This is a genomic window from Simplicispira hankyongi, from assembly GCF_003570885.1.
Taxonomy (GTDB): domain Bacteria; phylum Pseudomonadota; class Gammaproteobacteria; order Burkholderiales; family Burkholderiaceae_C; genus Simplicispira; species Simplicispira hankyongi.
This window is the reverse complement of the sequence record NZ_QXJC01000003.1, coordinates 234,131-259,754: the sequence shown is the minus strand read 5'-3', so window position 1 is coordinate 259,754 and position 25,624 is coordinate 234,131. Positions and strand designations below refer to the sequence as shown.

General features: G+C 63.7%; 26 protein-coding genes. 13 read left to right on the top strand and 13 right to left on the bottom strand.

Annotation, left to right across the window (positions count from 1 at the left end):
- Window positions 1-10 precede the first annotated feature (10 nt).
- Entirely contained in the window at window positions 11-2,116 is a 2,106-nt protein-coding gene (locus D3F03_RS07915) for a PAS domain S-box protein (protein WP_158606147.1), read from the top strand.
- Window positions 2,109-3,392, top strand: coding sequence for a response regulator c-di-GMP phosphodiesterase, NosR family (nosR, locus tag D3F03_RS07910; protein ID WP_119108847.1), 1,284 nt, complete (start codon window positions 2,109-2,111; stop codon window positions 3,390-3,392). The genes D3F03_RS07915 and nosR overlap by 8 nt, the downstream gene beginning before the upstream one ends.
- A 110-nt stretch (window positions 3,393-3,502) precedes the next feature.
- On the opposite strand, the gene D3F03_RS07905 is transcribed toward nosR, so the two are convergent.
- Window positions 3,503-4,804, bottom strand: coding sequence for a D-amino acid dehydrogenase (locus tag D3F03_RS07905; RefSeq protein ID WP_119108846.1), 1,302 nt, complete (start codon window positions 4,802-4,804; stop codon window positions 3,503-3,505).
- Window positions 4,805-4,934: 130 nt separating this feature from the next.
- On the opposite strand from D3F03_RS07905, the gene D3F03_RS07900 reads away from it, so the two are divergent.
- Entirely contained in the window at window positions 4,935-5,402 is a 468-nt protein-coding gene (locus D3F03_RS07900) for a winged helix-turn-helix transcriptional regulator (protein ID WP_119108845.1), read from the top strand.
- Window positions 5,403-5,755: 353 nt separating this feature from the next.
- On the opposite strand, the gene rpoH is transcribed toward D3F03_RS07900, so the two are convergent.
- Window positions 5,756-6,691 carry an RNA polymerase sigma factor RpoH gene (gene rpoH, locus D3F03_RS07890; RefSeq protein ID WP_119108843.1) on the bottom strand — a complete coding sequence of 312 codons (936 nt, stop codon included), beginning with the start codon at window positions 6,689-6,691 and terminating at the stop codon, window positions 5,756-5,758.
- Between the two features lie 225 nt (window positions 6,692-6,916).
- Here rpoH and cutA point away from each other — a divergent pair, with 225 nt between their 5' ends.
- Window positions 6,917-7,249: a divalent-cation tolerance protein CutA gene (gene cutA / locus D3F03_RS07885; RefSeq protein ID WP_119108842.1), complete on the top strand. Its 333-nt coding sequence runs from the start codon at window positions 6,917-6,919 to the stop codon at window positions 7,247-7,249.
- A gap of 33 nt (window positions 7,250-7,282) precedes the next feature.
- Here cutA and ftsY read toward each other — a convergent pair whose 3' ends face one another.
- Window positions 7,283-8,554, bottom strand: coding sequence for a signal recognition particle-docking protein FtsY (ftsY, locus tag D3F03_RS07880; RefSeq protein WP_119109448.1), 1,272 nt, complete (start codon window positions 8,552-8,554; stop codon window positions 7,283-7,285).
- A gap of 211 nt (window positions 8,555-8,765) precedes the next feature.
- On the opposite strand from ftsY, the gene D3F03_RS07875 reads away from it, so the two are divergent.
- The 4 genes from D3F03_RS07875 (at window position 8,766) to coaD (ending at window position 12,813) form a co-directional block, all read left to right on the top strand.
- On the top strand, window positions 8,766-10,193 hold the full coding sequence (locus D3F03_RS07875) for a M16 family metallopeptidase (protein WP_119108841.1): 1,428 nt from the start codon (window positions 8,766-8,768) through the stop codon (window positions 10,191-10,193).
- A 36-nt stretch (window positions 10,194-10,229) separates the two neighbouring features.
- On the top strand, window positions 10,230-11,576 hold the full coding sequence (locus D3F03_RS07870) for a M16 family metallopeptidase (RefSeq protein ID WP_119108840.1): 1,347 nt from the start codon (window positions 10,230-10,232) through the stop codon (window positions 11,574-11,576).
- A complete protein-coding gene (rsmD, locus tag D3F03_RS07865; RefSeq protein ID WP_245960542.1) occupies window positions 11,573-12,169 on the top strand; it encodes a 16S rRNA (guanine(966)-N(2))-methyltransferase RsmD in 597 nt (198 codons plus the stop codon). The genes D3F03_RS07870 and rsmD overlap by 4 nt, the downstream gene beginning before the upstream one ends.
- A 131-nt stretch (window positions 12,170-12,300) precedes the next feature.
- A complete protein-coding gene (coaD, locus tag D3F03_RS07860) occupies window positions 12,301-12,813 on the top strand; it encodes a pantetheine-phosphate adenylyltransferase (RefSeq protein ID WP_119108839.1) in 513 nt (170 codons plus the stop codon).
- Window positions 12,814-12,910: 97 nt separating this feature from the next.
- Here coaD and D3F03_RS07855 read toward each other — a convergent pair whose 3' ends face one another.
- The 5 genes from D3F03_RS07855 to D3F03_RS07835 form a co-directional block, all read right to left on the bottom strand.
- The gene (locus D3F03_RS07855; RefSeq protein ID WP_119109446.1) at window positions 12,911-13,225 is read right to left on the bottom strand and encodes a BON domain-containing protein; all 315 of its coding nucleotides are present in this window, start codon (window positions 13,223-13,225) and stop codon (window positions 12,911-12,913) included.
- Window positions 13,226-13,346: 121 nt separating this feature from the next.
- Window positions 13,347-13,889, bottom strand: coding sequence for a ferritin-like domain-containing protein (locus tag D3F03_RS07850; protein ID WP_119108838.1), 543 nt, complete (start codon window positions 13,887-13,889; stop codon window positions 13,347-13,349).
- A gap of 64 nt (window positions 13,890-13,953) precedes the next feature.
- The gene (locus D3F03_RS07845; RefSeq protein WP_119108837.1) at window positions 13,954-14,364 is read right to left on the bottom strand and encodes a hypothetical protein; all 411 of its coding nucleotides are present in this window, start codon (window positions 14,362-14,364) and stop codon (window positions 13,954-13,956) included.
- A gap of 45 nt (window positions 14,365-14,409) precedes the next feature.
- The gene (locus D3F03_RS07840) at window positions 14,410-14,574 is read right to left on the bottom strand and encodes a DUF1328 domain-containing protein (protein ID WP_119108836.1); all 165 of its coding nucleotides are present in this window, start codon (window positions 14,572-14,574) and stop codon (window positions 14,410-14,412) included.
- Between the two features lie 216 nt (window positions 14,575-14,790).
- Complete coding sequence (locus D3F03_RS07835) at window positions 14,791-16,167, bottom strand: sensor histidine kinase (protein WP_119108835.1); 1,377 nt, start codon at window positions 16,165-16,167, stop codon at window positions 14,791-14,793.
- Window positions 16,168-16,307: 140 nt separating this feature from the next.
- Here D3F03_RS07835 and D3F03_RS07830 point away from each other — a divergent pair, with 140 nt between their 5' ends.
- Window positions 16,308-16,940 (top strand): response regulator, encoded by a 633-nt coding sequence (locus D3F03_RS07830; protein WP_119109445.1) that lies wholly within the window; start codon window positions 16,308-16,310, stop codon window positions 16,938-16,940.
- A gap of 55 nt (window positions 16,941-16,995) precedes the next feature.
- Here the strand turns inward: D3F03_RS07830 and D3F03_RS07825 are convergent, their stop codons facing one another.
- From D3F03_RS07825 to gpmA, 4 genes are all read right to left on the bottom strand, one after another.
- Window positions 16,996-17,400, bottom strand: a complete 405-nt coding sequence (locus D3F03_RS07825) for a response regulator (RefSeq protein WP_119108834.1) — start codon at window positions 17,398-17,400, stop codon at window positions 16,996-16,998.
- Window positions 17,401-17,507: 107 nt separating this feature from the next.
- Window positions 17,508-18,260: a HesA/MoeB/ThiF family protein gene (locus D3F03_RS07820; protein WP_119108833.1), complete on the bottom strand. Its 753-nt coding sequence runs from the start codon at window positions 18,258-18,260 to the stop codon at window positions 17,508-17,510.
- 82 nt (window positions 18,261-18,342) lie between these two features.
- Complete coding sequence (locus D3F03_RS07815; RefSeq protein ID WP_119108832.1) at window positions 18,343-19,773, bottom strand: S41 family peptidase; 1,431 nt, start codon at window positions 19,771-19,773, stop codon at window positions 18,343-18,345.
- A gap of 90 nt (window positions 19,774-19,863) precedes the next feature.
- Window positions 19,864-20,607: a 2,3-diphosphoglycerate-dependent phosphoglycerate mutase gene (gene gpmA / locus D3F03_RS07810; RefSeq protein ID WP_119108831.1), complete on the bottom strand. Its 744-nt coding sequence runs from the start codon at window positions 20,605-20,607 to the stop codon at window positions 19,864-19,866.
- 71 nt (window positions 20,608-20,678) lie between these two features.
- Here gpmA and D3F03_RS07805 point away from each other — a divergent pair, with 71 nt between their 5' ends.
- The 4 genes from D3F03_RS07805 to D3F03_RS07790 all read left to right on the top strand — a co-directional run bounded on the left by D3F03_RS07805 (window position 20,679) and on the right by D3F03_RS07790 (window position 23,160).
- Window positions 20,679-21,086 (top strand): rhodanese-like domain-containing protein, encoded by a 408-nt coding sequence (locus D3F03_RS07805; protein WP_119108830.1) that lies wholly within the window; start codon window positions 20,679-20,681, stop codon window positions 21,084-21,086.
- 17 nt (window positions 21,087-21,103) lie between these two features.
- Window positions 21,104-21,364 (top strand): glutaredoxin 3, encoded by a 261-nt coding sequence (grxC, locus tag D3F03_RS07800; protein WP_119108829.1) that lies wholly within the window; start codon window positions 21,104-21,106, stop codon window positions 21,362-21,364.
- Between the two features lie 102 nt (window positions 21,365-21,466).
- Window positions 21,467-21,928: a protein-export chaperone SecB gene (gene secB, locus D3F03_RS07795; RefSeq protein ID WP_119108828.1), complete on the top strand. Its 462-nt coding sequence runs from the start codon at window positions 21,467-21,469 to the stop codon at window positions 21,926-21,928.
- Window positions 21,929-22,140: 212 nt separating this feature from the next.
- On the top strand, window positions 22,141-23,160 hold the full coding sequence (locus tag D3F03_RS07790; protein WP_119108827.1) for an NAD(P)H-dependent glycerol-3-phosphate dehydrogenase: 1,020 nt from the start codon (window positions 22,141-22,143) through the stop codon (window positions 23,158-23,160).
- A gap of 49 nt (window positions 23,161-23,209) precedes the next feature.
- Here the strand turns inward: D3F03_RS07790 and D3F03_RS07785 are convergent, their stop codons facing one another.
- A complete protein-coding gene (locus D3F03_RS07785) occupies window positions 23,210-25,507 on the bottom strand; it encodes an NADP-dependent malic enzyme (protein WP_119108826.1) in 2,298 nt (765 codons plus the stop codon).
- Window positions 25,508-25,624 lie beyond the last annotated feature (117 nt).

Here is a 25,624-nt window from a genome sequence, read left to right as displayed (position 1 = left end):
GGAGGGGTTCATGCTGGCGGTGGTACACCGCAACGGGTATCTGGTGATGGTCAATACCCACTTGGCCCGGGCGCTTGGCCATGCTCAGCAAGCGCTGCAAGGGCAGCAACTCGCCACCATCGTTCCCGAGAGCGGTCAGGGATTCAATCCGTCGGATGTCCTGGGATTTCTGGCGCATTGCCGCTGCTGGCTGGGCAAACTTTCGCTGCGCAAGGCCGATGGACAGTCCTTGCTGGTCCAAGCCACCATGGTGCCGCTCAAAGACGACGCTGGCCAGATCGATAGGGTGTTGATCTTGGCCACCTCTGCGGCACGGCAGCAGGATTTTCCGCCGCTGGTGGCTGATGTCCAGGATAGCTTTTATTCCATGCTGGAGGGGTTGGCCACGCCTGTCCTGCTGCACCGCCAAGGCAGCATTCTGTATGCCAACCAGGCGATGTTGTCGCTGACCGGGTATTCCCTGGCGGCCCTGCAGGGCCTACCCTACGAAGAGCTGACCCATCCCGAAAGCCGCGAGCGGCTGCGCGAGCGGCTCGCCGCACGTCTGCGTGGTGAGACCACGCAAACCCGGTTCGAGAGCTGCCTGCAATCCGCCACCGGGCAACGTTGCTGGGTGGAGCAGGCCGTAGGAATGTTGCCCGTGGACGGACGGGCTACTCTGATCGATACCTATATCAACCTGAACGAGCAGCGCAAGAGCGAGGCTCTGCAACTGCATATGCGCCAAGTGCTGGCGCAAATCATCGATGGAAGTCCTGTTCCCACGATGGTCATCGATGAACACCATGTCGTGACCCACTGGAACCGGGCGGTCGAAAAGGTGACGTCTATTTCCGCAACCGACATGGTGGGTACGCGCGACCAGTGGAAGCCGTTCTATGACGCACCACGCCCCGTTCTGGCCGATCTGATCGTGGACGATGCGCAAGCTGCGCGGGTGCGGGAGCACTATCAGGACAGGTACAGGCCTTCGGAGGTGATACCGGACGCTTGGGAGGCGGAAGGGTTCTTTTCGACCGCCAGGCTGGCGGGGGTGTGGTTTGTTTTTACGGCCTCCCCGCTGCGCGACGGTAAAGGGCGCATCGTGGGCGCTATCGAAACCCTGGTGGATGTAACCCGGCTCAAAACCTCCGAGCTTGCCCTGCAGAAGGCGCACGATGATCTGGAGCAGCAGGTGAAGGAACGCACGGGCCAATTGGCCTCCGCCAACGCCCAGCTGGCTCAGGACAATGCCGAGCGCCGCAGGGCCGAGGTGCAGTTGCGTCAGCACAATGAAGCTCTAGAGAAACTCAACGAGCAGCTCACACAAGCACAGGCGCAGTTGGCGCAGTCGGAAAAGCTCGCTTCCATCGGTCAGCTGGCTGCGGGGGTGGCCCATGAGATCAACAACCCTATCGGGTATGTGCACTCGAATATCGGCTCGCTGCGGAACTATCTTGGCGATCTCATGGCACTGTTGACGGCCTACGAGCAGTTGCCGAGTACGGCCGACATCGACGCACTACGAAGAAAAATCGACGTGGAGTTTTTGCGAGAGGACATTCCGTCGCTGATCAGCGAGTCGCAGGAGGGTATCACCCGTGTCAAGAAGATTGTCCAGGACTTGAAGGATTTTTCCCGTGTGGACAGCAGCCAGGAATGGCAGACCGCCGATCTGCACCACGGGATCGACTCCACGCTGAATATCGTCAACAACGAGATTAAATACAAGGCCGACGTGGTGAAGGAGTATGGGGTTGTGCCGCCGGTTGAATGCCTGCCGTCGCAACTCAACCAGGTGTTCATGAATCTGCTGGTCAATGCCGCGCATGCCATGGGCCAGGAGCGCGGCTGCATCACCATCCGCTCGGGCACTGTGGGCGATTTCGCCTGGCTGGAGTTTGCGGACAATGGTGGCGGGATGCCGCCTGAAATCCAGCAGAAGATTTTCGATCCTTTCTTTACCACCAAGCCGGTGGGCAAGGGAACTGGCCTGGGGCTGTCGCTCACCTACGGCATCCTTCAAAAGCACCATGGCCGGATCACGGTGCAGAGCCAGGTGGGCAAGGGCACGGTTTTCCGTATTGAACTACCCATTGTTCAGCCTGCAGCCGCGGCGGGGACGGTGAATGTCTGAGCAGAACGGCCCAGAGATACCTGGCACCTTGCTGTGTGTCGATGACGAGCCCAATATTCTGTCAGCGCTGCGGCGTCTTTTCCGTCCCTGTGGGTACCGGGTGCTGGTGGCCGAAGGCGGCGCGCAAGGGCTGGAAATCCTGCGCAGCGAGCCGGTGGATCTGGTCATCTCCGACATGCGCATGCCGCACATGGATGGCGCTCAGTTTCTCAAGGTGGTCAAACAAGAGTGGCCGGATGTGGTACGCATTCTTCTCACGGGCTATGCCGACATCGGCTCCACCATCGAGGCCATCAACCAGGGTGAAATTTATCGCTATATCACCAAGCCATGGACCGACGAAGACATGGCGCTTACTGTGCGGCAGGCCCTCGAGAGAAAGGCATTGGAGCGCGAGAAGGAGCGCCTGGAGGCCCTTGCGCTCGAACAGAACGAAGCGTTGCGTCAGCTGAACGAATCTCTGGAGGCCAAGGTACAGGAGAGGACGGCCGATCTGCAGAAGGCGAATGAAAGGGTCAAGCAGAGTTTTCTTACGGCGGTAAAAATTTACTCTACGCTGATGGAGATGCGGCATCCGATATTGGCTGGCCACTCGCGCCGGGTGGCAGCCCTGGCCCGCTCCATGGCCATCCGCATGGGCATGAATAACATGGGGGTGCAGAACGTGTTCGTGGCAGGCATGCTGCACGACATTGGAAAGATCGGCTTCAACGACGCGTTGCTAACCCGCCCGGTACGGACCATGGGTCCGGAGGACCTGGATGTCTACCGCAAGCACCCGCAGGACGGGGAGAACGCCTTGATGGCGCTGGACGAACTTGCGGCAGTCTCCAAGCTGGTGCGCCACCACCACGAGCGTTTCGATGGCCTGGGGTTTCCGGACAGCCTGACGGGGCACGATATTCCGCTGGGTGCACGCCTGCTGGCGGTAGCCAATGACTACGACAGTCTCCAAATTGGAACGTTTTCAGCCTTGCACTTCACGCCTGAGGAGGCGCGCCAGACGTTGGAGAAGGACCGTGGCAAGCGGTACGATCCCCAGGTGCTTGATGCCTTGACAGCCGTGCTGGCAGCGCCGCCCAAGCCCCCAGTGCGCCAGCGCGAATGCAGGCTGTCGGAACTGAAGCCGGGCATGGTCCTGGCACGGGAGTTCATGCGCACGGGAGGTGTGTTGCTTCTAGGGAGCGAACAGGTGCTCAGCGCCAAGCTGATCGAGCGGATGCTGGCCTATGAGGCGACAGAGGGTGTTGAGATGACGGTGTTCGTCAGGGATTGAAGGAGGTGCTTCGCGCTTCTTCGCTGCACCCAACGGGAGAGCGCCACAGCGCGTGTGCACCGGCGCTCAGTGCCTCGGCCTTGAAGTGAAATCCGCCGCGCTCGGGCGCTTCAAGCCGCAGCGCCGGCCGAGTGCGCGTGCGCTGAGCGGGCACGGGCCGAGGGCAGGTAGCGCGACAGACCCAGGCCGTCGGTACGAATTTCCGGCGTGTGGTCCATGGCCAGGTCGGCCACCAGCTTGCCCGAGCCGCAGGCCATGGTCCATCCAAGGGTTCCGTGCCCGGTATTGAGCAGCAGGTTGGAATACGGCGTGGCGCCGACAATCGGGGTGCTGTCGGGGGTCATGGGCCGAAGACCCGTCCAGAATTCGGCTTTGGGCAAGTCGCCGCCGGGGAACAGGTCGCTCACCACCATCTCCAGCGTGGCGCGCCGGCGCGGGTTGAGCGAGAGGTCAAAGCCCGCCAGCTCCGCCATTCCGCCGACGCGGATGCGGTTGTCGAAGCGCGTAACCGCGACCTTGTAGGTCTCGTCCAGTACGGTGGACTGCGGCGCCAGTTCGGGGTTCAGCAATGGAACCGTCAGCGAATAGCCCTTCACCGGGTACACCGGCAGCTTGAGCCCCAGTGGCTCCAAGAAGCCGCGTGAATAGCTGCCAAAGGCCAGCACGTAGCGGTCGGCCGTGAGCACTTCGCCGCCCACCCGCACGCCGGTGATGCGATTGCCTTCGGTGACCAGCCCCTCGACCGTTTGATCGAAGCGGAAATCGACTCCCAGGCCGCGCGCCAGTTTGGCCAGCGCCTGCGTGAACATGTGGCAGTCGCCTGTCTCGTCATTGGGCAGGCGAAGCCCACCGGTCAGGCGCTCGCGTGCCTGTGCCAATGCAGGCTCAACGGTGGTGAGCTGGTCGCGGTCCAGCAATTCGTACGGCACGCCGCATTCCTTCAGCACAGCCACGTCGCGCTGCACGGCATCGAGTTGGGCCTGCGTGCGAAAGAGCTGCAGCGTGCCCTGGCTGCGGTGCTCGTAGGCAATGCCGGTATCCGCACGCAACTGGCGCAGGCACGTGCGGCTGTACTCGGCGACGCGCATCATGCGTTCCTTGTTGATCCCGTAACGATCGGCGGAGCAGTTTTTCAGCATGGCGGCCATCCAGCGCAGCTGGAACAGGCTGCCGTCTGGGCGGATGGACAGTGGCGCGTGCTTCTGAAACATCCACTTCATCGCCTTGAACGGAATGCCGGGCGCAGCCCAAGGCGTGGAATAGCCAGGCGAAACCTGGCCAGCGTTGGCGAAGCTGGTTTCTTGCGCCACGCTGCTCTGGCGGTCGAGCACCACCACCTCGGCGCCCGAACGGGCCAGGTAATACGCAGTCGTGGTACCGATCACGCCGCCACCGAGAACTATGACTTTCATCGCGCACTCCAAAATCAACAAGATTTATAGGAAGTTTATGGATGGCAGCGCCATAAATTTCACTTAAAAATGTGCCATTGGCCAGAATTTCGGCTGAAATAGAGGGCTGTTTTGTTGCCGGACGCTTCAAATGGCCGAACTCGATCGCATTGACCGGAAAATCCTCGACATCCTCCAGCGCCAGGGGCGCATTTCCATGACCGATCTGGCCGAGCAGATCGGCCTGTCTACGTCGCCGTGTTCCGAGCGGGTTCGGCGCATGGAGCGCGACAAGGTCATCACCGGCTACCACGCCCGCGTGGACCCCGCCGCGCTCGGCAAAACGCTGCTGGTGTTTGTGGAAATCACGCTGTCGTCCAAATCGGGTGACGTGTTCGACAAGGTGCGCCAAGAGCTCTTGCACCTGCCCGAAGTGATGGAATGCCACCTGGTGTCCGGCAGCTTTGACTACCTTGTCAAGGCCCGGCTCGGCGGCATGAACGAGTACCGCCATCTGCTCGGCGATATGCTGAAAAAGCTCCCCGTCACGGCCCAGTCCCACAGCTACGTGGTGATGGAGGAGGTAAAGGAAAGTCAGGTTTTACCGATGGACCGCTAAAGGCCGCGACGAGCGGCTATTGGGCGGTGGTATGGCGCGTACGAATCACGTTGCCGAGCAACTAAGCATCCGCCTGCACGCGCCGTGCCAGACCTTCGGCGGTGGTGCCGGCGACCTGCCAGTTTTGCTGGAACAGCTTGCTTGAGCGTGCGGCTCGGCCAGCCCAGTGCGGTGCGGTGCGGTGCTGGCGTCCGCAGCGCGGGCCAGGGGCAGTACGGCCGCGAGCAGAGCTCCCGCGCCAGAGGTGAGCGCGGCGCGGCGCGAAGGGCATGCAGACATCAAAAGCCCCCACCACATGAAAAAGGCGCGCAACCGGTGAGGGTTGCGCGCCTTCTGACCCAAGTCGAATGGGCTCAGGCGTACTCGGCCAGGCTTTTCTTCATTTTCTTCATGGCTGCGACTTCAATCTGGCGAATGCGCTCGGCGCTGACGCCGTATTCGGCCGCCAGTTCGTGCAGTGTCATGCCGCCTGAGCCGTCGTCGTTCACATTCAGCCAGCGCTCTTCTACGATGCGCCGGCTGCGCTCGTCCAGACCAATCAGCGCAGTGGCAATGCCATCGCTTGCCAGGGCGTCGCGCTGGCGCGATTCGATCATGGCGGTGGGCTCGTGCGCGGCGTCCGCCAGGTAGGCGATCGGGCCGAAAGCCTGCTCACTATCGTCCGATGGCGCCGGGTCGAGCAGCACGTCGCCGCCCGACATGCGGGTTTCCATCTCCATCACCTCTTCGCGTTTCACGTTCAGCTGCGACGCCATCTGGTCGATCTCGCGCTCCGACAAGGTATTGCGGTGCGTGTCGGCGTCTTCTGCGTCGGCCTTGAAACCTTGCTTCATCGAGCGCAGATTGAAGAACAACTTGCGCTGCGCCTTGGTGGTCGCCACCTTGACCATGCGCCAGTTCTTCAGGATGTACTCATGAATTTCGGCTTTGATCCAGTGCATGGCGTAGCTCACCAGGCGCACGCCCTGGTCGGGGTCGAAGCGTTTCACGGCTTTCATCAGCCCCACGTTGCCTTCCTGGATCAGGTCGCCGTGCGGCAGGCCATAGCCCAGGTACTGGCGCGAGATAGACACCACCAGACGCAGGTGCGACAACACCAACCGACCCGCGGCGTCCAGGTCGTTGTTCTCGCGCAGGCTACGCGCAGCGGCCTGCTCCTCTTCGAGCGTCAGCAACGGCAGACGGTTGGTGGCGGAAATGTAGGCGTCCAGATTCCCCAGTGGCGGCACCAGCGCCCACGGGTTGGCCGGGGCCAGCGCGGTTGTTGCGGATCCAGAGGGGAGTTTCATTTGAGAATTCCTTTCGTCCATGGATAAATATTAGCACTCTCTTGGAGGGACTGCTAACCGCCAAGTTCCCCAAATTGGTGTGGGACAAAACCGATAGTTGGAATTATGTTAAAAATACAGCCTTCCGCTTGATGGTATTGCGATGATAGCTATAAATACGATAGTGTCGCCCACCCGAATCACTGGCCTTGCGGTGTCAGCCTCGGCCCGCACAAAGAGCCTGGAATGAACCCGATCGACGCCACAGCCGAGTTGTGTGCCGTGACCACCACCGTCGCCAGCGCCGAAGACGCTCGGCGATTGGCGCAGGCGGTACTGGCGCAGCGCCTGGCTGCTTGCGTGCAGGTGGAGGCCGTGGTTTCGCACTACCGCTGGGCGGGCGTGCTGCGGGAAGAAGGCGAGCACCGGCTGGTGTGCAAGACGCTGCCGGCAGCAGTGCCGCAACTGCTGGGTTTGCTGCGCGCCCTGCACCCGTACGACTTGCCCGAACTGGTGGTGCAGAGGCTGCTGGCTACGGTGGAATATGCAGACTGGGTGCGGCGGGAGGTTGCTGCGTAGAGGCTTCCTGGGCCTGCTGGGCCTCCTGGGCCTTCAGGTCAGCAGTGCCAGCGCAAACTCGCGCGCGCTGAAGGTCTCCAGGTCTTCGAGCTTCTCGCCTACGCCGATAAAGTACACCGGCAGCGGGCGCTCCTGCGCGATCGCCGCCAGCACGCCGCCCTTGGCGGTGCCGTCGAGCTTGGTGACGATGAGGCCGGTCAGCTGCAGCGCGTCGTCGAACGCGCGCACCTGGGCCAGCGCGTTCTGGCCGGTGTTGCCGTCAATCACCAGCAGCACCTCGTGCGGTGGCTGGCCCATTCCCGCGGCGCCCGGTGCGTTGCCCGCCTTGACGATGGTGCGCTTGATCTTGCGCAGCTCTTCCATCAGGTGCAACTGGGTGGGTAGGCGCCCGGCCGTGTCGATCAGCACCACATCCTTGCGGCGCGCGCGGCCGGCGGTGACGGCGTCGTAGCTCACGGCGGCGGGGTCGCCGCCTTCCTGGCTGATGATTTCCACCGTGTTGCGGTCGGCCCAGACGCCGAGCTGCTCGCGCGCTGCCGCGCGGAAGGTGTCGGCTGCCGCCAGCAGCACGCTGGCGCCGGCCTGCGCCAGATGGCGCGTGAGCTTGCCGATGGAGGTCGTCTTGCCCGCGCCGTTGACGCCTGCCACCATGATGACCGTCGGCGTGAATTCGCCAATGACCAGGGGTTTCTCCAGCGGGCGCAGCAGTTCGGTGAGCGCATCGACCAGCAGCCCTTTGACGGCGGCGGGGTCGGTGGTGCGGGTGTCCTTCACCCGGCGCTTGAGGTCGGTCAGCAGGCGCTCGGTTGCCTTGACGCCGGTATCGGCCATCAGCAGGGCTTCTTCGAGCTCCTCGTACAGCGCCTCGTCGATGCGGGTTCCCGTAAAGACGGTGGCGATGCTGGCACTGGTTTTGCGCAGGCCGCCGCGCAACCTGTCCATCCAACCCATCCGGGGAGCGGAGGCCGGGGGCGCGGCATGGGGCGATTCAGGCGTTTGGGCGGCCGTAATGGCCGTAATGTGGGGGATTGCACTTTCGGCGAATAGACCGGTCGTCGCTTCGGGCGCGAAGGCGGGTGCTGCAACCGCCGGGGCCTGTTCAGGGGCAGGCGCGAAGCCAGGAGTTGGTTCTTCGGGTGCAGGCGCGGGCGCGGGCACAGCGGGCGGGCGGGCAAACGGATTGCGCAGCCAGCCGCGAGGGCCAGCCGGTGCGGGGGCCTCGTCCTTGTCTTTGCCGGGCAGGGCGGGAGGCGCCTCTGGCGGCCGGGGTTGCGCCTCGGCAGCGTCGGTTGCATCGGTTGCCATGGGCCTGTCCGCCGCAACGTGTGGCGCTGCCACTGGCACAGAATCGCTCGCGCGCGCTTCCGGGCCTGGGTCAGACGCCGCGACCTGCGCAGCGTCCACAGCGGCATTGGGTGTCGCCGCAAGCTTGGGGGCTTCGGCGGTAGTGGCCGGGGGGACCGGCTTTTTCTTGAAAAAACTGAACATTTCGCCGCTTCTTAGAATCAGCCATTCTATGAAACGCATCTTCACTGCTTTGGGCCTGGCGCTGTGCGCCGCAGGTTTCCTTCCCGCGCACGCTGCCACCACGCAAGCCACTCCTGCGGTGGCGCAGGCAGTAGCCCCCTCACAATTCACGCTGGCCAATGGCATGCAGCTCATCGTGCAGCCCGACCGGCGCGCGCCCACGGCGGTGCACATGGTCTGGGTGCGGGTGGGGTCGATGGACGAAGTCGATGGCGTCAGCGGCGTCGCGCATGTGATCGAGCACATGATGTTCAAGGGCAGCGAAAAGTTGGCGCCGGGCGAGTTCTCGCGCCGCGTGGCGGCTCTGGGCGGGCAGGAAAACGCCTTTACCAGCCGCGACTACACCGGCTACTACCAGCAGATTCCGGCGAACAAGCTTGAAGACGTGATGCGCCTTGAATCCGACCGTTTCGCGCACAACCAGTGGCCAGACAAGGAATTCAGGCACGAGCTTGAAGTGGTGAAGGAAGAGCGCCGCATGCGCACCGAAGACCAGCCACGGGCCCTGCTGTCCGAGCAGCTCTATGCGGCGGCCTTTATCGCCTCGCCCTACCACCGACCGGTGATAGGCTGGATGAGCGACCTCGACGCCATGACGCCCGACGACGTCCGCGCCTTCTACCGCAAGTGGTACGTGCCGGCCAACGCCGTGGTGGTGGTCGCGGGCGACGTAGACCCGCAGCAGGTGTTGGCGCTGGCGCAAAAAACCTATGGCGCCATTCCGGCGCGGGCCGTGCCCACGCGCAAGCCGCGCGCCGAGCCGCCGCAGATGGGCATGCGGCGCATCGATGTCAAGGCCCCGGCCGACCAGGCCTATGTGGCGCTCGCGTACCGGGCGCCGTCGCTTCGTTCCCTCACGGAACCCACTGCCAACGATCGCGACGCGCTGGCGCTGCTGCTGCTCTCGGGCGTGCTCTCGGGCTACGACGGAGCGCGCCTGGAGCGTGGCCTTACCCAGGGGCCGGACCGCGTAGCCGATAGCGCCAACAGCGGTGCCTCGGTGTTTGGCCGGGGGCCGTCGCAGTTCTACCTCTCCGGCGTGCCGGCCACTGGCAAGACGGCCGCGCAAGTCGAAGCCGCGCTGCGTGCGGAGGTTGCACGCGTGGCCAAGGAGGGTGTGAGCGAGGCGGAACTCACCCGCGTCAAGACCCAATGGATTGCCAGCCGCGTGTACGACCGTGACTCGCTGCAAAACCAGGCCAGCGAGTTGGGCAGCAACTGGGTGCAAGGCCTGCCGCTCGATGCGGAAGACCGGCTGCTGACCCTGCTGCGCGGCGTACAGCCCAGCGAGGTGCAAAGCGTGGCGCAGCGCTACTTTGGGGACGACCAGCTGACGGTGGCGACGCTGCTGCCCCAGCCGGTGGCACCCGGAACGCGCAAGCGCCCAGCGGGCGACGCCGGCGGCGCCATTCGCTAAGCCCACGCCGCTACCCGCATTTTCAGGATGGTTTCCATGAACGCTATTAAAAAAATAGCTGCTCGCGCTTGTGCAATAAGCGCTGGAGTGGTTTTTTACTCTCAATCTGCCTGGGCTTTGCTGCCGATCGAGCATTGGGTCGAGCCCAGCGGTGCGCAGGTCTGGCTGGTGCAAAGCCCGGCGCTGCCCATGGTGGACGTGCAGGTCGATTTCGACGCCGGCAGCCGGCGCGACCCGGCGGCGCAGGCGGGCCTCGCCAGCGCTGCGGCCGACATGGTCACCAAGGGTGTACGCGCTGCGGGCGATGCCCCGGCGATTGACGAAAACGCGCTCGGCGAGGCCTGGGCAGACCTCGGTGCCTCGTTTGGCGCCGGGGCCGATAGAGACGCCTTCAGCTTTTCGCTGCGTTCCCTGACCGACGCACCCCTGCTGGCGCGCGCCGCAGAGCTTGCCTCGCGCCAGATCGGCCAGCCTGCCTGGCCTGAAGACGTCTGGCAGCGCGAACGCTCGCGCTGGAGTGCGGCGATCCGCGAATCCGACACCCGCCCTGGCACCGTGGCGGGCAAGGCGTTTGCCAAGGCGGTGTATGGCACGCATCCCTATGGCCAGCAGGTGACGGCAGAGACCGTCTCTAAGATCGAAGTGGCCGACCTGCGCGCCTATGCCGAGCGCAGCCTGCAGGCCTGCCGCGCCAAGGTGTCCATCGTCGGCGCGGTCTCGCGCCCGCAAGCGCAGACGCTGGTGGGCACCTTGCTGGCCCACCTGCCCAGCGGTGCGCCCTGCGCTGCGCTGCCTGCCGTGCCGGCGGTGCAGCCGCTTGCAAAGGCCGAGGAAATCAACATTCCCTTCCAGTCGGCACAGGCCTATGTGCTCATCGGCCAGCCTGGCTTCAAGCGCAGCGACCCGGATTTTCTCGCGCTGCTGGTGGGCAACCACATTCTGGGAGGCGGGGGCTTCACGTCGCGCCTGACGGAGCAGGTGCGTGAAAAGCGCGGCCTGAGCTACAGCGTCTCCAGCCAGTTTGCGCCGGGCTTGAACGCCGGCGCCTTTGTCGTGAGCCTGCAGACGCGCCCCGACCAGGCGGCCGAAGCGCTCAAGGTGTCGCGCGCGGTGCTTGAGCGTTTCGTCGCCGAGGGCCCCACCGAGGCCGAGCTCAAAGCCGCCAAGGACAACCTGATTGGCGGCTTTGCCCTGCGCATCGACAGCAACCGCAAGCTCCTGGGCAACGTGGTGAACATTGCCACCAATGGCTTGCCGCTCGACTACCTCGACGGCTGGACCGACCGCGTGGCCGCACTCACCGTGGCCGACGTGCGCGCCGCCATGGCGCGCAAGCTCCAGCCCGATCGCATGGTCACCGTGGTGCTGGGGGCGCAGCCTTGAAGCGCCCCGCACCGGGCGCCGTGCGCGCCAAGCCCGCCGCAGCGCCGGGTGAAGTGCGCATCATTGGTGGCCAATGGAAGCGCACGCGTTTGCCGGTGGCAAAACTCGAAGGCCTGCGCCCCACGCCCGACCGCGTGCGCGAGACGTTGTTCAACTGGCTGGGCCAGGATCTGGGCGGCTGGCGCTGTCTGGATGCGTTTGCCGGCACTGGCGCGCTCGGCTTTGAGGCCGCCTCGCGCGGTGCGGCCTCGGTCCAGTTGGTGGAAAGTGAGCCGGCGCTGGTGGCGCAGTTGCACGCCTGGCAGCAGCGCCTGCAAGCGGGTGCCGTGCGCGTGCAGCGCGGCGACGGCGTGTCTGCGCTGCGCCAGAGCGCGCCGGCCAGTCTGGATGCGGTCTTCCTCGACCCGCCTTTTGGCAGCGCGCTCTTCGAGCCGGCCTTGCGCGCGGCGGTTGCCGCGCTGGCGCCGCAGGGGTTCATTTACCTGGAAGCCCCCGAGCGCTGGAGCGACGAAACCCTGGCGGACCTGGGCCTTGCGGTTCACCGCCACTTGCGTGCCGGCGCGGTGCATGCGCATTTGCTCCGAAAAATATAGCTGCTTGCGCTTATAGAATAAGCGCTACAGCCTAATTTTGCTTGAAATTCGACGCTGCATCCGGTCGCCGCTTGGCGTCCATAATGGTGTGTCGCACGCAGGCTGCGGTGCGCAGCCGCTGAAAGAAGCCCATGACCCAGAAAAACGTCATCGCCGTTTACCCAGGCACCTTTGACCCCATCACGCTCGGCCATGAAGACATCGTGTACCGGGCGACGCAGCTCTTTGGCACGGTGATTGTGGCGGTGGCGGCCGGCCACCACAAAAAAACGCTGTTCAGCCTGGAAGACCGCCTGGCCATGGTGCGTGAGGCCGTGGCACCCTATCCGCAGGTGAGCGTGGCGAGCTTCGACGGCTTGGTGCGCGACTTTGTCGTGAACAACGGCGGCAAGGCCATGGTGCGCGGCCTGCGCGCCGTGACCGATTTTGATTACGAGTTCCAGCTCGCCGGCATGAACCGGGCGCTGATGCCCGAGGTCGAAACGGTGTTCCTCACACCGGGCGACAAGTTCCAGTTCATCAGCAGTACCTTCGTGCGCGAGATTGCGCTGCTGGGCGGCGAGGTCGAAAAGTTCGTCTCGCCCGGCGTGCTGGCGCGCCTGATGCAAAAGAAGCGAGATCAGACGTCGCCGAACCTTGCGTAAAAAAACCTGCCGAAGCGGGCAAACGCAAAAAACCTACCGAAACGGGCAGACGTAAAAAAACCCGCCGAAGCGGGTTTTGGATTCTGATCCGAAAAAATTACGGACGAACCACGATGTTGTTGCGCACGTCGCGCACGTTCTTGGTGGTGCGGGCGATTTCGGCTGCAGTGTCTTTCTCATGTTGCGACTTGGCAAAGCCCGAGAGCTGCACCGTGCCGTTCAGCGTTTCCACGCTGATGGAGGTGGCCGAGACAGACTTGTCTTCCGCCATCTTGGCCTTCACGGCCGTGGTGATGCCGGCGTCGTCCACGTAGGAGCCAACCGTTTGCTGGTGGCGCGCCACCGAGCAGCCGGTGGAGAGGACGGTGATGCCGGCAATGGCGGCAAAGGCGAGGGCGCGTGCGTATTTCATGGTTTTTCCTTGGAAGTTGGTGGGGGAACACTGGTGCTGGGAAACATGCAGCCGGTCGATCTGTTGCACCTCCCGGATCGGACCGACTGTGGGGGGAAAGGGAGAAGGGAAAAGCGAGGGCTTACTGGTCGAGCCAATCGCGGATTTCGTCGGCGTGCTCTTCCTCGTCGCTGAGGATTTCTTCGAGCATGCGCCGCGTGGTGGGGTCTTTGTCGCCGATCAGGTTGATCATCTGGCGGTAAGCCTCGACGGCAATGCGCTCGGCCACCAGGTCGGCGCGCAGCATGGTTTTCAGATCGGTGGAATCGTCGTAGTCGGCATGGCTGCGCTCCTCAATGCCCTTGGGCGAGAAGTCGGGTTCGCCACCCAGCTGCACGATGCGCCGGGCGAGCAGGTCCGCGTGGCCGGATTCTTCATCGGCATGCACCAGCAATTCGTCGGCAATGGCGGGCGATGCCAGGCCATGGGCGGTGAAATGGTGGCGCTTGTAGCGCAGCACACAGACCAGCTCGGTCGCCAGCGCACCGTTGAGCAATTTGACGATGGATTCGCGGTACGGGCTTGAAGCGGGCGTCACTGCGCCGCGGTCAAGCTCCTGGGTAGCGGCGGCGCGCAAGGCGGTGTGGTCGAGTTCCAAGGTGGTGCTGTTGGTCTTCTTGCTCATGGGGTCCCTTCTTGGCTGGTCATGGGGCGGGCAAGTCGGACTTGGCCGCGGCGGTTGTGGGCTGTCAGTCGCGTCGGCCGCGCGTGGCGAGAATGAGCAGCGTGGCAAGCGCCGCGCCGCTGCCGAAGGCAATCAGCATGGATTTGGCAGGTTGGCCCACCACGTAGCGCGTGGTCGCCTGGCTGTAGTGGTCTACCTGCTGGCGCAGGCGCTCGCTGGTGTGCGCGCAGTAGTTGATGCTGCGTTCTGCCAGGGCCTGGGCCTTGGCGGCAAGCTCGTTGATCGTGGGGTCGATGTCGTCCCGCATGGAGTCCACGGCGGCCGCAGCCCGGTCCAACTGGGTGTTTGCTGCATTGCGCGTTGCGTTCACGGCGTGCTGTGCGCTCTGCAAGGTGGCGTCTGCGGTGTTGCGTAGGGCGTCAGCCGTGCGATCCGTGGCCTGGTTGATTTTTTCGGTGACCTGTTGCGGGTTCATGTCGGTTTCCTATAGGGGGTGGCGCTGGAGTAGGGCGAAATACCGTTATCCGCGCCGAAACAAGCTTGCCACGAACGTGAGCACTGCGAGTACGACAAAGATGAAGAACAATATCTTGGCAATGCCCACAGCGCCGGCAGCGATGCCACCAAAGCCGAACAAGGCGGCGATGAGCGCAATGACAAGAAAGACAACGGCGTAGTGCAGCATTTTTTAGCTCCTGTTTCAGTGTCGCGGTGCGATTGAGCGGGTGTGCGTTGAAGGTTTCAACACAGTTGTCGGTACTCTAAGCGTGCTGCCACCAGCGGGCTGCAAGGTGCGGTCGCCACGCACCGTCAGTTTGCAGGGGGGTGGTTGTGTAGGCATAGGCCTACAAAAATCGCACGGCTGCCGCAGGATGTGAAGCCGCCGGGGTGGCGCCGCAGCTCAGATGGCTGTGGCCAGCGCAGGGGCCGCAGGGGCCGTAGGGACAATGGGAATCACTGCAGAAACCAGTGTCCCTGTGTCCGGCGACGAGGTAATGGTCAACCGCCCGCCTGCCGCTTCGACCCGGTGGCGCATGCCCAGGAGGCCATGGGCGTTGCGCCGGACGTTTTCCTCCGCAAAGCCAATGCCGTCGTCGCGAATCTGTACGGCGATGTGCGCGGGGTGGTTGTGCACCGTGACCAGCACATGCTGTGCACGGGCGTACTTGGCAATGTTGTTGAGCGATTCCTGGACCATGCGGTAGATCGTGAGATTCGTTGCATCGGGCAGCGTGACCGGCTCCACGTTGATTTGCACATCAAGGTTGGCACGCTCGGCGAATTCACGCGTGAGAATTTCGAGCGCCGCCGTCAAGCCCAGGTTCGAGAGCGAGGAAGGGCGCAGGTCTTCGATGATGCGGCGCTTGAGGGCAATCACCCCATTCAGGGTGTCGGTCAAATGCTGGAGCCGTTCTGCCACTTCGGGGCCCGCGGTCGCCGTGCGGGACTTGAGGCGTGCCACGTCGAGTTTTGCCGCTGTCAGGAGTGCGCCAAGTTCATCGTGGAGTTCGCGCGCAAGGTGCCCGCGCTCTTCCTCGCGCACGACCTGCAAGTGCCTGGCGAGCTCGGAGAGCGTTTCGGTGCGCGCGCGTACCAATCCTTCGAGCCGTGCACGCTCGGCTTCCAGCAACACCTGTTCGCGTTCCGTCGCCTTTTGCAGCGCCGTGGTCTGGCGCAAATACATGGCAAACGCCAGCAGGCCAATGGCACTCACCGCAGAAATTCCCAGGCGCGAGAGCAGCAGCGACTGGCGAATCTTGCCTCGGTCCTGCAACGTGGCCAGCGTGGTGAAATCGATGAGGGCTTTGGCGTGTTGGCGAATGGCCTCCATGTTTTCCAGTCCGACGTCGGTCGAGAGCACAAACTTCCAGGCATCTTCGTTGCCCTCGCGGCGCAGGCGCAGGCTCAGGTTCATTTCCGACAGCTTGCGTGAGACCTGGCGCGAGAGTTGTGCGAACTCCGCAAGATCGGCCTGTGAGCCGATCACCATGATCCGCAATTGGTCCAGGTTGGTATTGACCGTGGAGATCGCCTGGTCGTAGGGTGCCAGGTAGCGCTCGTCGCCTGTCAGAAGATAGCCCCGGTGCCCTGTTTCTGCGTCCAGCATGCTTTGCAGCAATTGCATGACCGAATCGCGCAGGGCCTGGGTGCGTTCCACCTGTTCGAGTGCGGCGACCGAGCTGCGAAACCCGATTTCGTTGATGGCCAAGAGCGCCAGGGTGGCCGCTATCGCAATCGGCAGGCTGAAGGCAAATTTCTTCAATTGAGACCATTGCATGGAAAATGTCCTAAAGACGGTGGTCACAATGCCAAATTCCGGATAATGATCTGCATGCGCACCCTGAGGGCAGTCAGCTCCAGATGGTTGTCATTCAAACCAAAAAACAGGCCGCCAGCAGGTGGGCAGAAAGACGCAGCATGATCAATATCGGCATTGTCGATGACCACGCAATTGTTCGCTCGGGCTTGCGCCAGTTCCTCTCGGAACATGTAGATCTGCGCGTCGTGGGCGAGGCGGGCAACGGGCGCGAGGCTATCGATCTGGTGCGCAACCACGAAATCGATGTGTTGCTGATGGACCTTGCCATGCCCGGACAGAGCGGCCTGGATGCGCTGGCCATGCTGCGCGCCAAGGCCCCGGAGATGGGGATTCTGATACTCAGCGGCTATCCCGAGGAGCACTACGCCATTTCGCTCATTCGCCAGGGTGCGAGCGGCTATCTGAACAAGGAATGCGAGCCCAAGGAGATTGTCGAGGCGATTCGCACCATTGCCCTTGGCCGCCGCTACCTGACCCCCGCCGTGGCCGAACTGCTGGCGCAGCAACTCAACCGCAAGGACGATGCACCGCCGCATGAACAACTCTCGGAGCGCGAGTTCCAGGTGTTCTTGAAGTTGGCGCGTGGAGAGACGGCGGGAGACATCGCCAAGGATTTGTCGCTCAGCGTGAAAACCGTGAGCACCTACCGCACGCGCCTGATGGAAAAAATGGCGCTCAGCTCCAACAGCGATCTGACCTATTACGCACTGAAAAATCGTTTGATCGACTGAAAAGCGCTGGTGCCGGTGCATGGTGCACAGACAGCTGCGCCGCGGTGCCGAGCACTCAGGAATGAGGGTGCGCAGTGTCAGCGTCAAGGCTGTCGGCCTGCGAGATGCAGTAATCCACCAGAGCGTCTATTTCGTTTGATTTGTCGAACACTGCGTCGACACCCAGTTGTGCGCAGCGCATGCGCACGTCGGGCGTGGCGTAGTTGCTCAGCACGACCACCCGCTGGTGCGGCTTGCGCTCGTGGCAGGCCGCCAATATTCCCAAACCGCTGCCCTGGCGCAGGAAAAGGTCGATGATGGCCAAATCCCACTCGGAGCTGTGGTGCGTGAGCCAGGCTTTGCCGTCGTCTTCCGTCTCGGCCACTCCGACCGGTTCAATGGCTGCAAGCTCTTCCAGCGTCCCGATCAGGTTCTCCCGAATGGTGGCGTTGTCTTCGACGATGTAGGTTTTTAATTTCACTGTCGGCCAGTCCGGTGAGGCGGGAGCGCATGACCCGTGGGGGCAGTGTACGTAGCGAGTGGCGATGATTCTGCCAGCACACGCACGTGCCTGCCGTAGGCAAGCTCCTACGTGCAACCTGCGCATACGGGGCACGCTGGGTCGCGCTGGGTGCGCATGCTGCTCCACTCCATGGAGCGCCCGTCCAGCATCCACAAGCGCCCCGCCAGAGATTGGCCGGTACCCACCAGAAGCTTCAGCGCTTCTGCCGCTTGCAGAGCACCCACCACGCCCACAAGGGGGGCAAACACGCCGAGTGTGGAGCACGCTTCTTCCTCGAAGCGCGCGGCTGGAGGAAACAGGCAGGCGTAGCAGGCCGTGTCGGCCACGCGTTGGTCCACTACCGTGATCTGGGCGTCAAACCGTATCGCCGCGCCGGCCACCAGCGGGCGCGCATGCCGCACGCAGGCGGCGTTGACCGCCTGGCGTGTCGTGTAGTTGTCGCTGCAATCGAGGACTACGTCGGCGCCGGGGACCAGGTCGTCCAGCAGGTTGGCGTCCACGCGCTGCTGCAGGGGCGTGACCTGCACGTCCGGGTTGATCTCCTGCATGGCTTGGGCCGCCGATACCACCTTGGGCAGGCCCACGCGGGCACTGGTGTGCGCGATCTGTCGCTGCAGGTTGGTGAGATCGACCGTGTCGTCGTCCACCAGCGTGATGCGTCCCACGCCTGCGGCTGCGAGGTAGAGCAAGGCGGGGGAGCCCAGTCCGCCGGCGCCGATCACCAGTGCGTGGCTGGCCATGATCCGCTCCTGTCCCTCAATGCCGATGTCATCGAGAAGAATGTGGCGCGAATAGCGCAGGAGTTGGTCGTCGGTCATGGCAGTGCTGCGAGGCTTCCAAGGGCAAAGCAAAGGCTGGTCAGCCCAGAGGCCGCCAGCCTGCGAGACGTCCCTAGAGGAGTCAGTTGGCCTTGGCCTCTTCCTTGCGCTCGGTTTGCGTCTTGCTCACCAGCACCGGCTTGCCACGCAATTGGTTCAGAGCTTGCTGCAGCGGGAAATCCTTGTCGGCGCCGAATTCGGGTACGCGGCGCTCGGCAAGTGGTTTCTTGGATTCTTCTTCCAGCCGCTTGCGCGCTTCTTCGCGTGCTTCTTCACGGGCCTTGTCTTCGACTTCGGCGCCCTGACCGCTGCTCAAATGCTTGGCCAGATCGGCTTCGCGCATGCGCAGGGCGGCGAACAGGTTGCCTTCGGCGGTTTCGTCGATCAGCACGTCGGGCACGATGCCCTTGGCCTGGATGGATTTGCCGCTGGGCGTGTAGTAGCGTGCGGTGGTGAGCTTGATGCCGGTGTCCGGGCCCAGTGGCCGCACCGTTTGCACCGAGCCTTTGCCAAAGGTCTGGCTGCCCATGACGATGGCGCGCTTGTTGTCCTGCAGCGCGCCAGCTACGATTTCGCTGGCCGAGGCAGAGCCCTCGTTCACCAGCACCACCAGGGGGACGGTCTTGAGTCCGGCCGGCAGTCCCCGCAACGGGTCGCCCTGGCGTGCGTAAAACTCGGGGGCGGCCTTGTAGGTAGCCTTGCTTTCGGCCAACTGGCCATTGGTGGAGACGATCGTGGTGTCAGCAGGCAGGAAGGCCGAGGCAATGGCGACGGCGCCATCCAGCAGGCCGCCCGGGTCATTGCGCAGGTCCAGCACCATGCCTTTCATCTTCGGGTCTTGCTTGTAGAGCTCTTGCGCCTTCTGAACGAAGTCTTCGACGGTGCGGTCCTGGAACTGCGACACCCGGATCCATCCGTAGCCAGGTTCCATGATCTTGCCCTTGACCGACTGTGTCTTGATCTCCTCGCGCGTGATGGTTACCGGGAACGTGCGGCTTTCGTTCTTGCGCAGGATGGTCAGCGTCACCTGGGTGTTGGGCTGGCCACGCATGCGCTTGACGGCTTCGCTCAAGGTCAGGGTCTTGACGGGCGTGTCCTCAATCTTGGTGATCAGGTCATTGGTCTTGAGGCCGGCGCGGAAAGCGGGGGAGCCTTCAATGGGCGAGACGATCTTGATCAGCCCATCTTCCTGGGTGATCTCGATGCCCAGCCCGACAAAGCGGCCCGTTGTGCCTTCGCGGAATTCGGCAAACGACTTCTTGTCGAAGTACTGCGAATGCGGGTCCAGGCTGGAAACCATGCCCGAGATGGCGTCGGTAATCAGCTTTTTGTCGTCCACCGGCTCCACGTAGTCGGTCTTGATCAGGCCGAACACGGCGGACAGCTGCTGGATTTCCTCCAGCGGCAGCGGCGACATGGCTCCACGTGCCACCGTCTGCAAAGACACCGTCGTGAGTGCCCCTGCCAATACGCCAATCGCCACCCAACTCGTGATTTTCAGTTTTTGACCCATACAGCCCCTTTAACCGATTCAATATACACCGTGCTGCCTTGGAAGCGCCTGAGTCGCCAGGGTTCCCGACCAGCGTGCGGGAAAACCCGCTCAGCCCTTGCCCTGAGACGCCACGGCGGCGGCGGCCTTGGCTGCGGCCTCGGCGTCGCCCAGGTAGTAGCTGCGCAGGGGCTTGAGATTCGCGTCCAGTTCGTAGACCAGCGGGATGCCGTTGGGGATGTTCAGCCCCACGATGTCGGCGTCGGAGATGCCATCGAGGTACTTGACCAGCGCGCGAATCGAATTGCCGTGCGCGGCCACCATTACGCGCTGGCCCGACCGAATGGCGGGCGCCAGCGTGTCGTTCCAGAATGGCATCACCCGTGCCACCGTGTCCTTGAGGCATTCGGTGAGCGGCACTTCGCCCTCGGCCAAGCCTGCATAGCGCAGGTCGGAGCGCTCGCTGCGCTCGTCGGCGGCGTCCAGCGCGGGCGGCGGCGTGTCGTAGCTGCGGCGCCAGATGAGGACTTGGTCGTCGCCGTATTTTTTGGCGGTTTCGCCCTTGTTCAGGCCCTGCAGCGCGCCATAGTGGCGCTCGTTCAGGCGCCAGCTCTTGGTCACGGGCAGCCATTGGCGCTCCATGGCGTCCAGGCAATGCCACAGCGTGTGGATGGCGCGCTTGAGCACGCTGGTGCAGGTGAGGTCGAACTCGTAGCCTTCTTCACGCAGCAGCCGGCCGGCGTTTTTGGCCTGCTCGATGCCGGTGTCCGTCAGGTCCACATCGGTCCAGCCAGTAAAGCGGTTGTCGAGATTCCAGGTGGATTCACCGTGGCGAATGAGTACGAGCTTGTGCATGGATGGCCTGGGTGCGAGCGGGTCAAAACCATACATTCTAAAATTGACAGGTTTGCAACCCAAGGATTCCTGTGACTTTCTTTCTCGATAACTGGTATCTGTTCGTAATGGCCATCGCCTCGGGGGGCATGCTGCTGGTGCCGATGTTCAAGGGTGGCATGCCCGGCGGGCTCGCGCCTGCGGGCGCCGTGCAGCTCGTCAACCGGGAGAAAGGCGTGCTGATCGACGTCTGCAGTGCCGACGAATACGCCGCTGGCCACGCCGTAGGGGCGCGCAACGCTCCGCTGGCCGATCTGGAGGCGCGCTTGCCGGCGATGGTCAAGAACAAGGCGCTGCCGGTCGTGCTGCTGTGCGCCAGCGGTGCCCGCGCCAATCGCGCCGCAGCGGTGGCGCGCAAACTGGGGTACTCCAACGTGCAAGTGCTCGCCGGGGGGCTCAACGCCTGGCGTGCTGCCAACCTGCCGGTTGAAAAATCCTGAAAAATGAAAGGACTTCCATGCAAGCCGTGAAGATGTACACCACCGGCGTTTGCCCTTACTGCATCCGGGCCAAGCAGATGCTCAAGGCCAAGGGTGTCGAGACGATTGAGGAAATCCGCATCGACACCGACCCGCAAGCCCGCATGCACATGATGGAGATCACCGGCCGGCGCACCGTACCGCAAATCTTTATCGGCGACACCCATGTGGGGGGCCACGACGACCTGGTGGCGCTCGATAGCCGAGGCGAGCTGATGCCCTTGCTGGGCGCGGCATAATCCTGCCCTATGTGCCTGCTGCGGGAGTTGCTCCTGCAGCGGGTTTGTTTTTGGGCCTGCCGCTCCTGGCCAGGCCCGGTTTGAGCTGAAAGCAAGCACACCATGGCCGACAACGACACCCCCATCTTCCAGATCCAGCGCGTCTACCTCAAGGACATGTCGCTTGAGCAGCCCAATTCGCCGGGCATCCTGCTCGAAGCCGAGCAGCCCAGCGTGGACATTCAGCTCGGCGTGGAAGCCAGCCCAGTCGCCGACGGCATCTACGAAGTGGCGGTCACGGCCACGGTGCAGACCAAGATCAAGGACAAGACGGTGTTTCTGGTCGAGGCCAAGCAGGCCGGCATCTTTGAAATCCGCAACGTCCCGGAAGAGCAAATGGGCGCCATCATGCGCATCGCCTGCCCGCAGATCGTCTACCCCTACCTGCGTGGCAACGTGGCGGACATCGTGAATCGCGCCGGCTTTCCGCCTGTGCACCTGGCCGAAATCAACTTTCAGGCCATGTACGAGCAGCAGCAGGCGCAGGCGGCTGGCGCCGGCGAGACGCCTCCGCTGCCACAGTAATTTAGGGCAATGCTGAACAAGTCCCTCACGCGCCGCGCATCCGTACCTCGGGCGGTCTGCCGCGTTGCAAATCCTCGCCATAGCTGCGGCTATGGCTGCGGTTTGCGCCTTGCATCCCATCCCGATGCACGGCGCGCACCATCGCGGTGACTTATTCAGCATCGCCTTAGGTTTTTTTGCCTCCAGCGCTTTCCTCTCTTGTGTAGACAGCTATGAAAATAATAGTTTGTGGCGCTGGAGCATGGGGGACGGCGGTGGCCATCAGTGCGGCCGCCCATCCCGATGGCCACGCCGTCACGCTGTGGGCGCACAGCAGGGCGCAGGAGCAGGCCATGCAGGCCGCACGCAGCAACGCGCGCTATCTGCCCGACGTGGCCTTCCCCCCGTCTCTTGGGCTGGCCAGCGGCGACGCTGCCGACTTGCTGGCACGCGCACAGGCCTCCGACCTGGTGGTGCTCGCCGCGCCCATGGCGGCGCTGCGCGGGTTGCTGCACGGCTTGCGCGACTGCCGCGCGCCGGTCGCCTGGTTGTGCAAAGGCTTCGAGGCGAGCAGCCAGGATTCGCAGTCTTTTGGGCTTCTAGGGCATGAAATACAGGCGCAAGTAGCTCCTGATTTAATAGCTGGTGTGCTGAGTGGCCCGAGCTTTGCACAAGAGGTCGCGGCCGGTCGGCCTACAGCACTGGTGGCCGCCAGCGAATATGCGGCCGTGCGCGATGCGCTGGTGCGCGCCTTCCACGGCCCGAGTGTGCGCGTCTATGCCAACGACGACATCGTCGGCGTGGAGGTGGGCGGTGCGGTGAAGAACGTGCTCGCCATCGCCACCGGCCTGTGCGACGGGCTGGCGCTGGGCTTGAATGCCCGTGCGGCGCTCATCACCCGCGGGCTTGCGGAAATGACGCGCCTGGGCGTCGCGCTGGGTGCGCGCGCAGAAACCTTCATGGGCCTCTCGGGCCTGGGCGACCTGGTGCTGACCGCCACGGGAGACCTCTCCCGCAACCGGCGTGTCGGATTGCTCCTGGCGCAGGGCCAGACACTGGCCCAAGCGGTGGATTCGCTCGGTCATGTGGCCGAGGGCGTGTACTGCGCCCGCACCGTGGTGCAACGTGCGCGCGCTCTGGGGGTGGAAATGCCGATCAGCGAGGGCGTGGTGGCGCTGTTGGACGGCACGCTCTCGCCGGCAGAAGCCGTCGCTGCGCTCATGGAGCGCGAGCCGACCGCAGAAGGCGGCTAGCTGCGCTTTTGCGGCGTGATCGCCCGCAGTTGCCGGGCGATGTGGGCGCTCAGCCCTTTCTTGCCAATGCGTGCGCAGCAGCCAGCGCCGTCATATTGACCACCCGGCGCACCGTGGACGAGGGTGTCAGCACATGGGCCGCGCCGGCTGCGCCCAGCAGAATGGGGCCGATAGTGGTGCCATGGCCGCCCGTGGTCTTGAGCACATTGAACAGAATGTTCGCGGCATCCAAGTTGGGGCAGATCAGCACGTTGGCCGAGCCGTGCAGCGTTGAATCCAGCAAGCTGTGCGCGCGGATGCTCTCGGACAGGGCGGCATCGCCATGCAGCTCGCCGTCGCATTCGATGTCGGGCGCAGCGGCGGCAAACAGATCACGCGCCTCACGCATTTTTCGCGCCGAAGGCCGGCTCGACGAGCCGTAGTTCGAGTGCGACAGGAAAGCCACCTTGGGCGGAAGGCCAAAGCGGTGCACAACCTTGGCGGCCATCTGGGCGATTTCCGAGAGCTGCAGGGCATCCGGGTTGTCATTGATGTAGGTGTCGGCAATGAACAGCGTGTGCTTGTCCAGCATGAGTGCGTTGACGGTGGCCAGGCAATGGGCGCCGGGCTCCACGCCAAAGATGTCGCGGATGTGCTGCAAATGGCTGTCGAACTTGCCCACCAGGCCGCAGAGCATGGCGTCGGCGTCGCCCAGGTGCACCATGAGCGAGGCAATCAGCGTGTTCGAGCGGCGCACCGCCGCTTTGGCCGCTTCGGGCGTCGCGCCATTGCGGCCCATCAGTGCGTGGTAGCTCTCCCAATAGGTGCGAAAGCGCGGGTCGTCCTCGGGGTTGCAGACCTCGACGTCGTGCCCCGGCTGGATGCGCAGACCGGCGCGGGCGATGCGCGCTTCGATCACGGCCGGGCGGCCAATCAGAATCGGGCGCGCCAGGCCGTCGTCCACAGCAAACTGCGCGGCGCGCAGCACGCGCTCGTCCTCGCCTTCGGCATAGGCCACGCGCTGCGGCTGGGCCTTGGCGATGGCAAAGACCGGGCGCATGAACATGCTGGTCTGGTAGACGAAGCGCGTGAGGCTTTGGCGGTAGGCTTCCAGGTCTTCAATCGGGCGTGTGGCGACGCCTGATTCCTGCGCTGCGCGCGCCACTGCCGGGGCGATGCGCAAGATAAGACGTGCATCAAACGGCGTGGGAATCAGGTAGTCAGGCCCAAAGCGCAGTTCCTGGCCGGCGTAGGCAGCCGCCACTTCGTCGCTCATTTCCGCCTTCGCCAAGTCGGCGATCTCGCGCACGCAGGCGAGCTTCATGGCCTCGGTGATCTTGGTCGCGCCGCAGTCGAGCGCGCCGCGGAAGATGTACGGAAAGCACAGAACGTTGTTGACCTGGTTCGGGTAGTCCGAACGCCCGGTGGCGATGATGCAATCGGGCCGCACGGCCTTGGCCAGTTCGGGGCGGATTTCGGGCTCTGGGTTGGCCAGCGCCAGGATGATGGGCTTGTCGGCCATGGTTTTGACCATCTCGGCCGTGAGCACGCCGGGGGCCGAGCAGCCCAGGAACACATCGGCGCCGCTCACCACGTCGGCCAGCGTGCGCGCCTCGGTTTTTTGCGCGTAGCGGGCCTTGGAGGCGTCGTAGCCACCGGGGCGGCCTTCGTAAATGACGCCCTTGGAGTCCACCATGAAGACATTGGAGCGCGTCACACCCAAGCCCACCATCACGTTCACGCAGGCGAGCGCTGCGGCACCGGCGCCCGAGACGGCGATTTTCACTGCCGCAATGTCCTTGCCCACCAGTTCCAGGCCGTTGAGCAGCGCCGCCGATGAAATGATGGCCGTGCCGTGCTGGTCGTCGTGGAACACCGGAATGTTCATGCGCTCGCGCAGCTTTTCTTCGATGTAGAAGCACTCGGGCGCCTTGATGTCTTCGAGGTTGACGCCGCCCAGCGTGGGTTCGAGCGCGGCAATCATGTCAACCAGCTTGTCCGGGTCGTTTTCGGCCAGTTCGATGTCGAACACGTCGACACCGGCGAACTTCTTGAACAAACACCCCTTGCCTTCCATCACCGGCTTGGACGCCAGCGGGCCGATGTTGCCCAGGCCGAGCACGGCGGTGCCGTTGGTGACCACGCCTACCAGGTTGCCGCGGGCGGTGAATTCAAAGGCGAGCGACGGGTCGGCCTGGATGTCCAGGCACGGGTAGGCGACGCCGGGCGAATAGGCCAGCGCCAGATCGCGCTGGTTGGACAGCGTCTTGGTAGGAGTGACGGAAATCTTCCCACGCGTCGGGTTGCGGTGGTATTCACGCGCGGCGTCGCGCAGGGTCATTTCGGCGTTGCTGAGGGGTTCGGTCATATCAGGTTCCAGAAGGCAAAGGCCTTACAAGCATAGAGCAATGGTTTGCGGATGGCCGCTTCCCATGATGTAAAAAAGCGCGGCGCCGGGCTTGCCGGGGCCGCGCCTTGTCACCGC

What these genes read in the sequence shown, in the direction of transcription:
- D3F03_RS07915 (WP_158606147.1), top strand. Translation starts at nt 11, where the DNA reads ATGCTGGCGGTGGTACACCGCAACGGGTATCTGGTGATGGTCAATACC.
- nosR (WP_119108847.1), top strand. Translation starts at nt 2,109, where the DNA reads ATGTCTGAGCAGAACGGCCCAGAGATACCTGGCACCTTGCTGTGTGTC.
- D3F03_RS07905 (WP_119108846.1), bottom strand. Translation starts at nt 4,804, where the DNA reads ATGAAAGTCATAGTTCTCGGTGGCGGCGTGATCGGTACCACGACTGCG.
- D3F03_RS07900 (WP_119108845.1), top strand. Translation starts at nt 4,935, where the DNA reads ATGGCCGAACTCGATCGCATTGACCGGAAAATCCTCGACATCCTCCAG.
- rpoH (WP_119108843.1), bottom strand. Translation starts at nt 6,691, where the DNA reads ATGAAACTCCCCTCTGGATCCGCAACAACCGCGCTGGCCCCGGCCAAC.
- cutA (WP_119108842.1), top strand. Translation starts at nt 6,917, where the DNA reads ATGAACCCGATCGACGCCACAGCCGAGTTGTGTGCCGTGACCACCACC.
- ftsY (WP_119109448.1), bottom strand. Translation starts at nt 8,554, where the DNA reads ATGGCAACCGATGCAACCGACGCTGCCGAGGCGCAACCCCGGCCGCCA.
- D3F03_RS07875 (WP_119108841.1), top strand. Translation starts at nt 8,766, where the DNA reads ATGAAACGCATCTTCACTGCTTTGGGCCTGGCGCTGTGCGCCGCAGGT.
- D3F03_RS07870 (WP_119108840.1), top strand. Translation starts at nt 10,230, where the DNA reads ATGAACGCTATTAAAAAAATAGCTGCTCGCGCTTGTGCAATAAGCGCT.
- coaD (WP_119108839.1), top strand. Translation starts at nt 12,301, where the DNA reads ATGACCCAGAAAAACGTCATCGCCGTTTACCCAGGCACCTTTGACCCC.
- D3F03_RS07855 (WP_119109446.1), bottom strand. Translation starts at nt 13,225, where the DNA reads ATGAAATACGCACGCGCCCTCGCCTTTGCCGCCATTGCCGGCATCACC.
- D3F03_RS07850 (WP_119108838.1), bottom strand. Translation starts at nt 13,889, where the DNA reads ATGAGCAAGAAGACCAACAGCACCACCTTGGAACTCGACCACACCGCC.
- D3F03_RS07845 (WP_119108837.1), bottom strand. Translation starts at nt 14,364, where the DNA reads ATGAACCCGCAACAGGTCACCGAAAAAATCAACCAGGCCACGGATCGC.
- D3F03_RS07840 (WP_119108836.1), bottom strand. Translation starts at nt 14,574, where the DNA reads ATGCTGCACTACGCCGTTGTCTTTCTTGTCATTGCGCTCATCGCCGCC.
- D3F03_RS07835 (WP_119108835.1), bottom strand. Translation starts at nt 16,167, where the DNA reads ATGCAATGGTCTCAATTGAAGAAATTTGCCTTCAGCCTGCCGATTGCG.
- D3F03_RS07830 (WP_119109445.1), top strand. Translation starts at nt 16,308, where the DNA reads ATGATCAATATCGGCATTGTCGATGACCACGCAATTGTTCGCTCGGGC.
- D3F03_RS07820 (WP_119108833.1), bottom strand. Translation starts at nt 18,260, where the DNA reads ATGACCGACGACCAACTCCTGCGCTATTCGCGCCACATTCTTCTCGAT.
- D3F03_RS07815 (WP_119108832.1), bottom strand. Translation starts at nt 19,773, where the DNA reads ATGGGTCAAAAACTGAAAATCACGAGTTGGGTGGCGATTGGCGTATTG.
- gpmA (WP_119108831.1), bottom strand. Translation starts at nt 20,607, where the DNA reads ATGCACAAGCTCGTACTCATTCGCCACGGTGAATCCACCTGGAATCTC.
- grxC (WP_119108829.1), top strand. Translation starts at nt 21,104, where the DNA reads ATGCAAGCCGTGAAGATGTACACCACCGGCGTTTGCCCTTACTGCATC.
- secB (WP_119108828.1), top strand. Translation starts at nt 21,467, where the DNA reads ATGGCCGACAACGACACCCCCATCTTCCAGATCCAGCGCGTCTACCTC.
- D3F03_RS07790 (WP_119108827.1), top strand. Translation starts at nt 22,141, where the DNA reads ATGAAAATAATAGTTTGTGGCGCTGGAGCATGGGGGACGGCGGTGGCC.
- D3F03_RS07785 (WP_119108826.1), bottom strand. Translation starts at nt 25,507, where the DNA reads ATGACCGAACCCCTCAGCAACGCCGAAATGACCCTGCGCGACGCCGCG.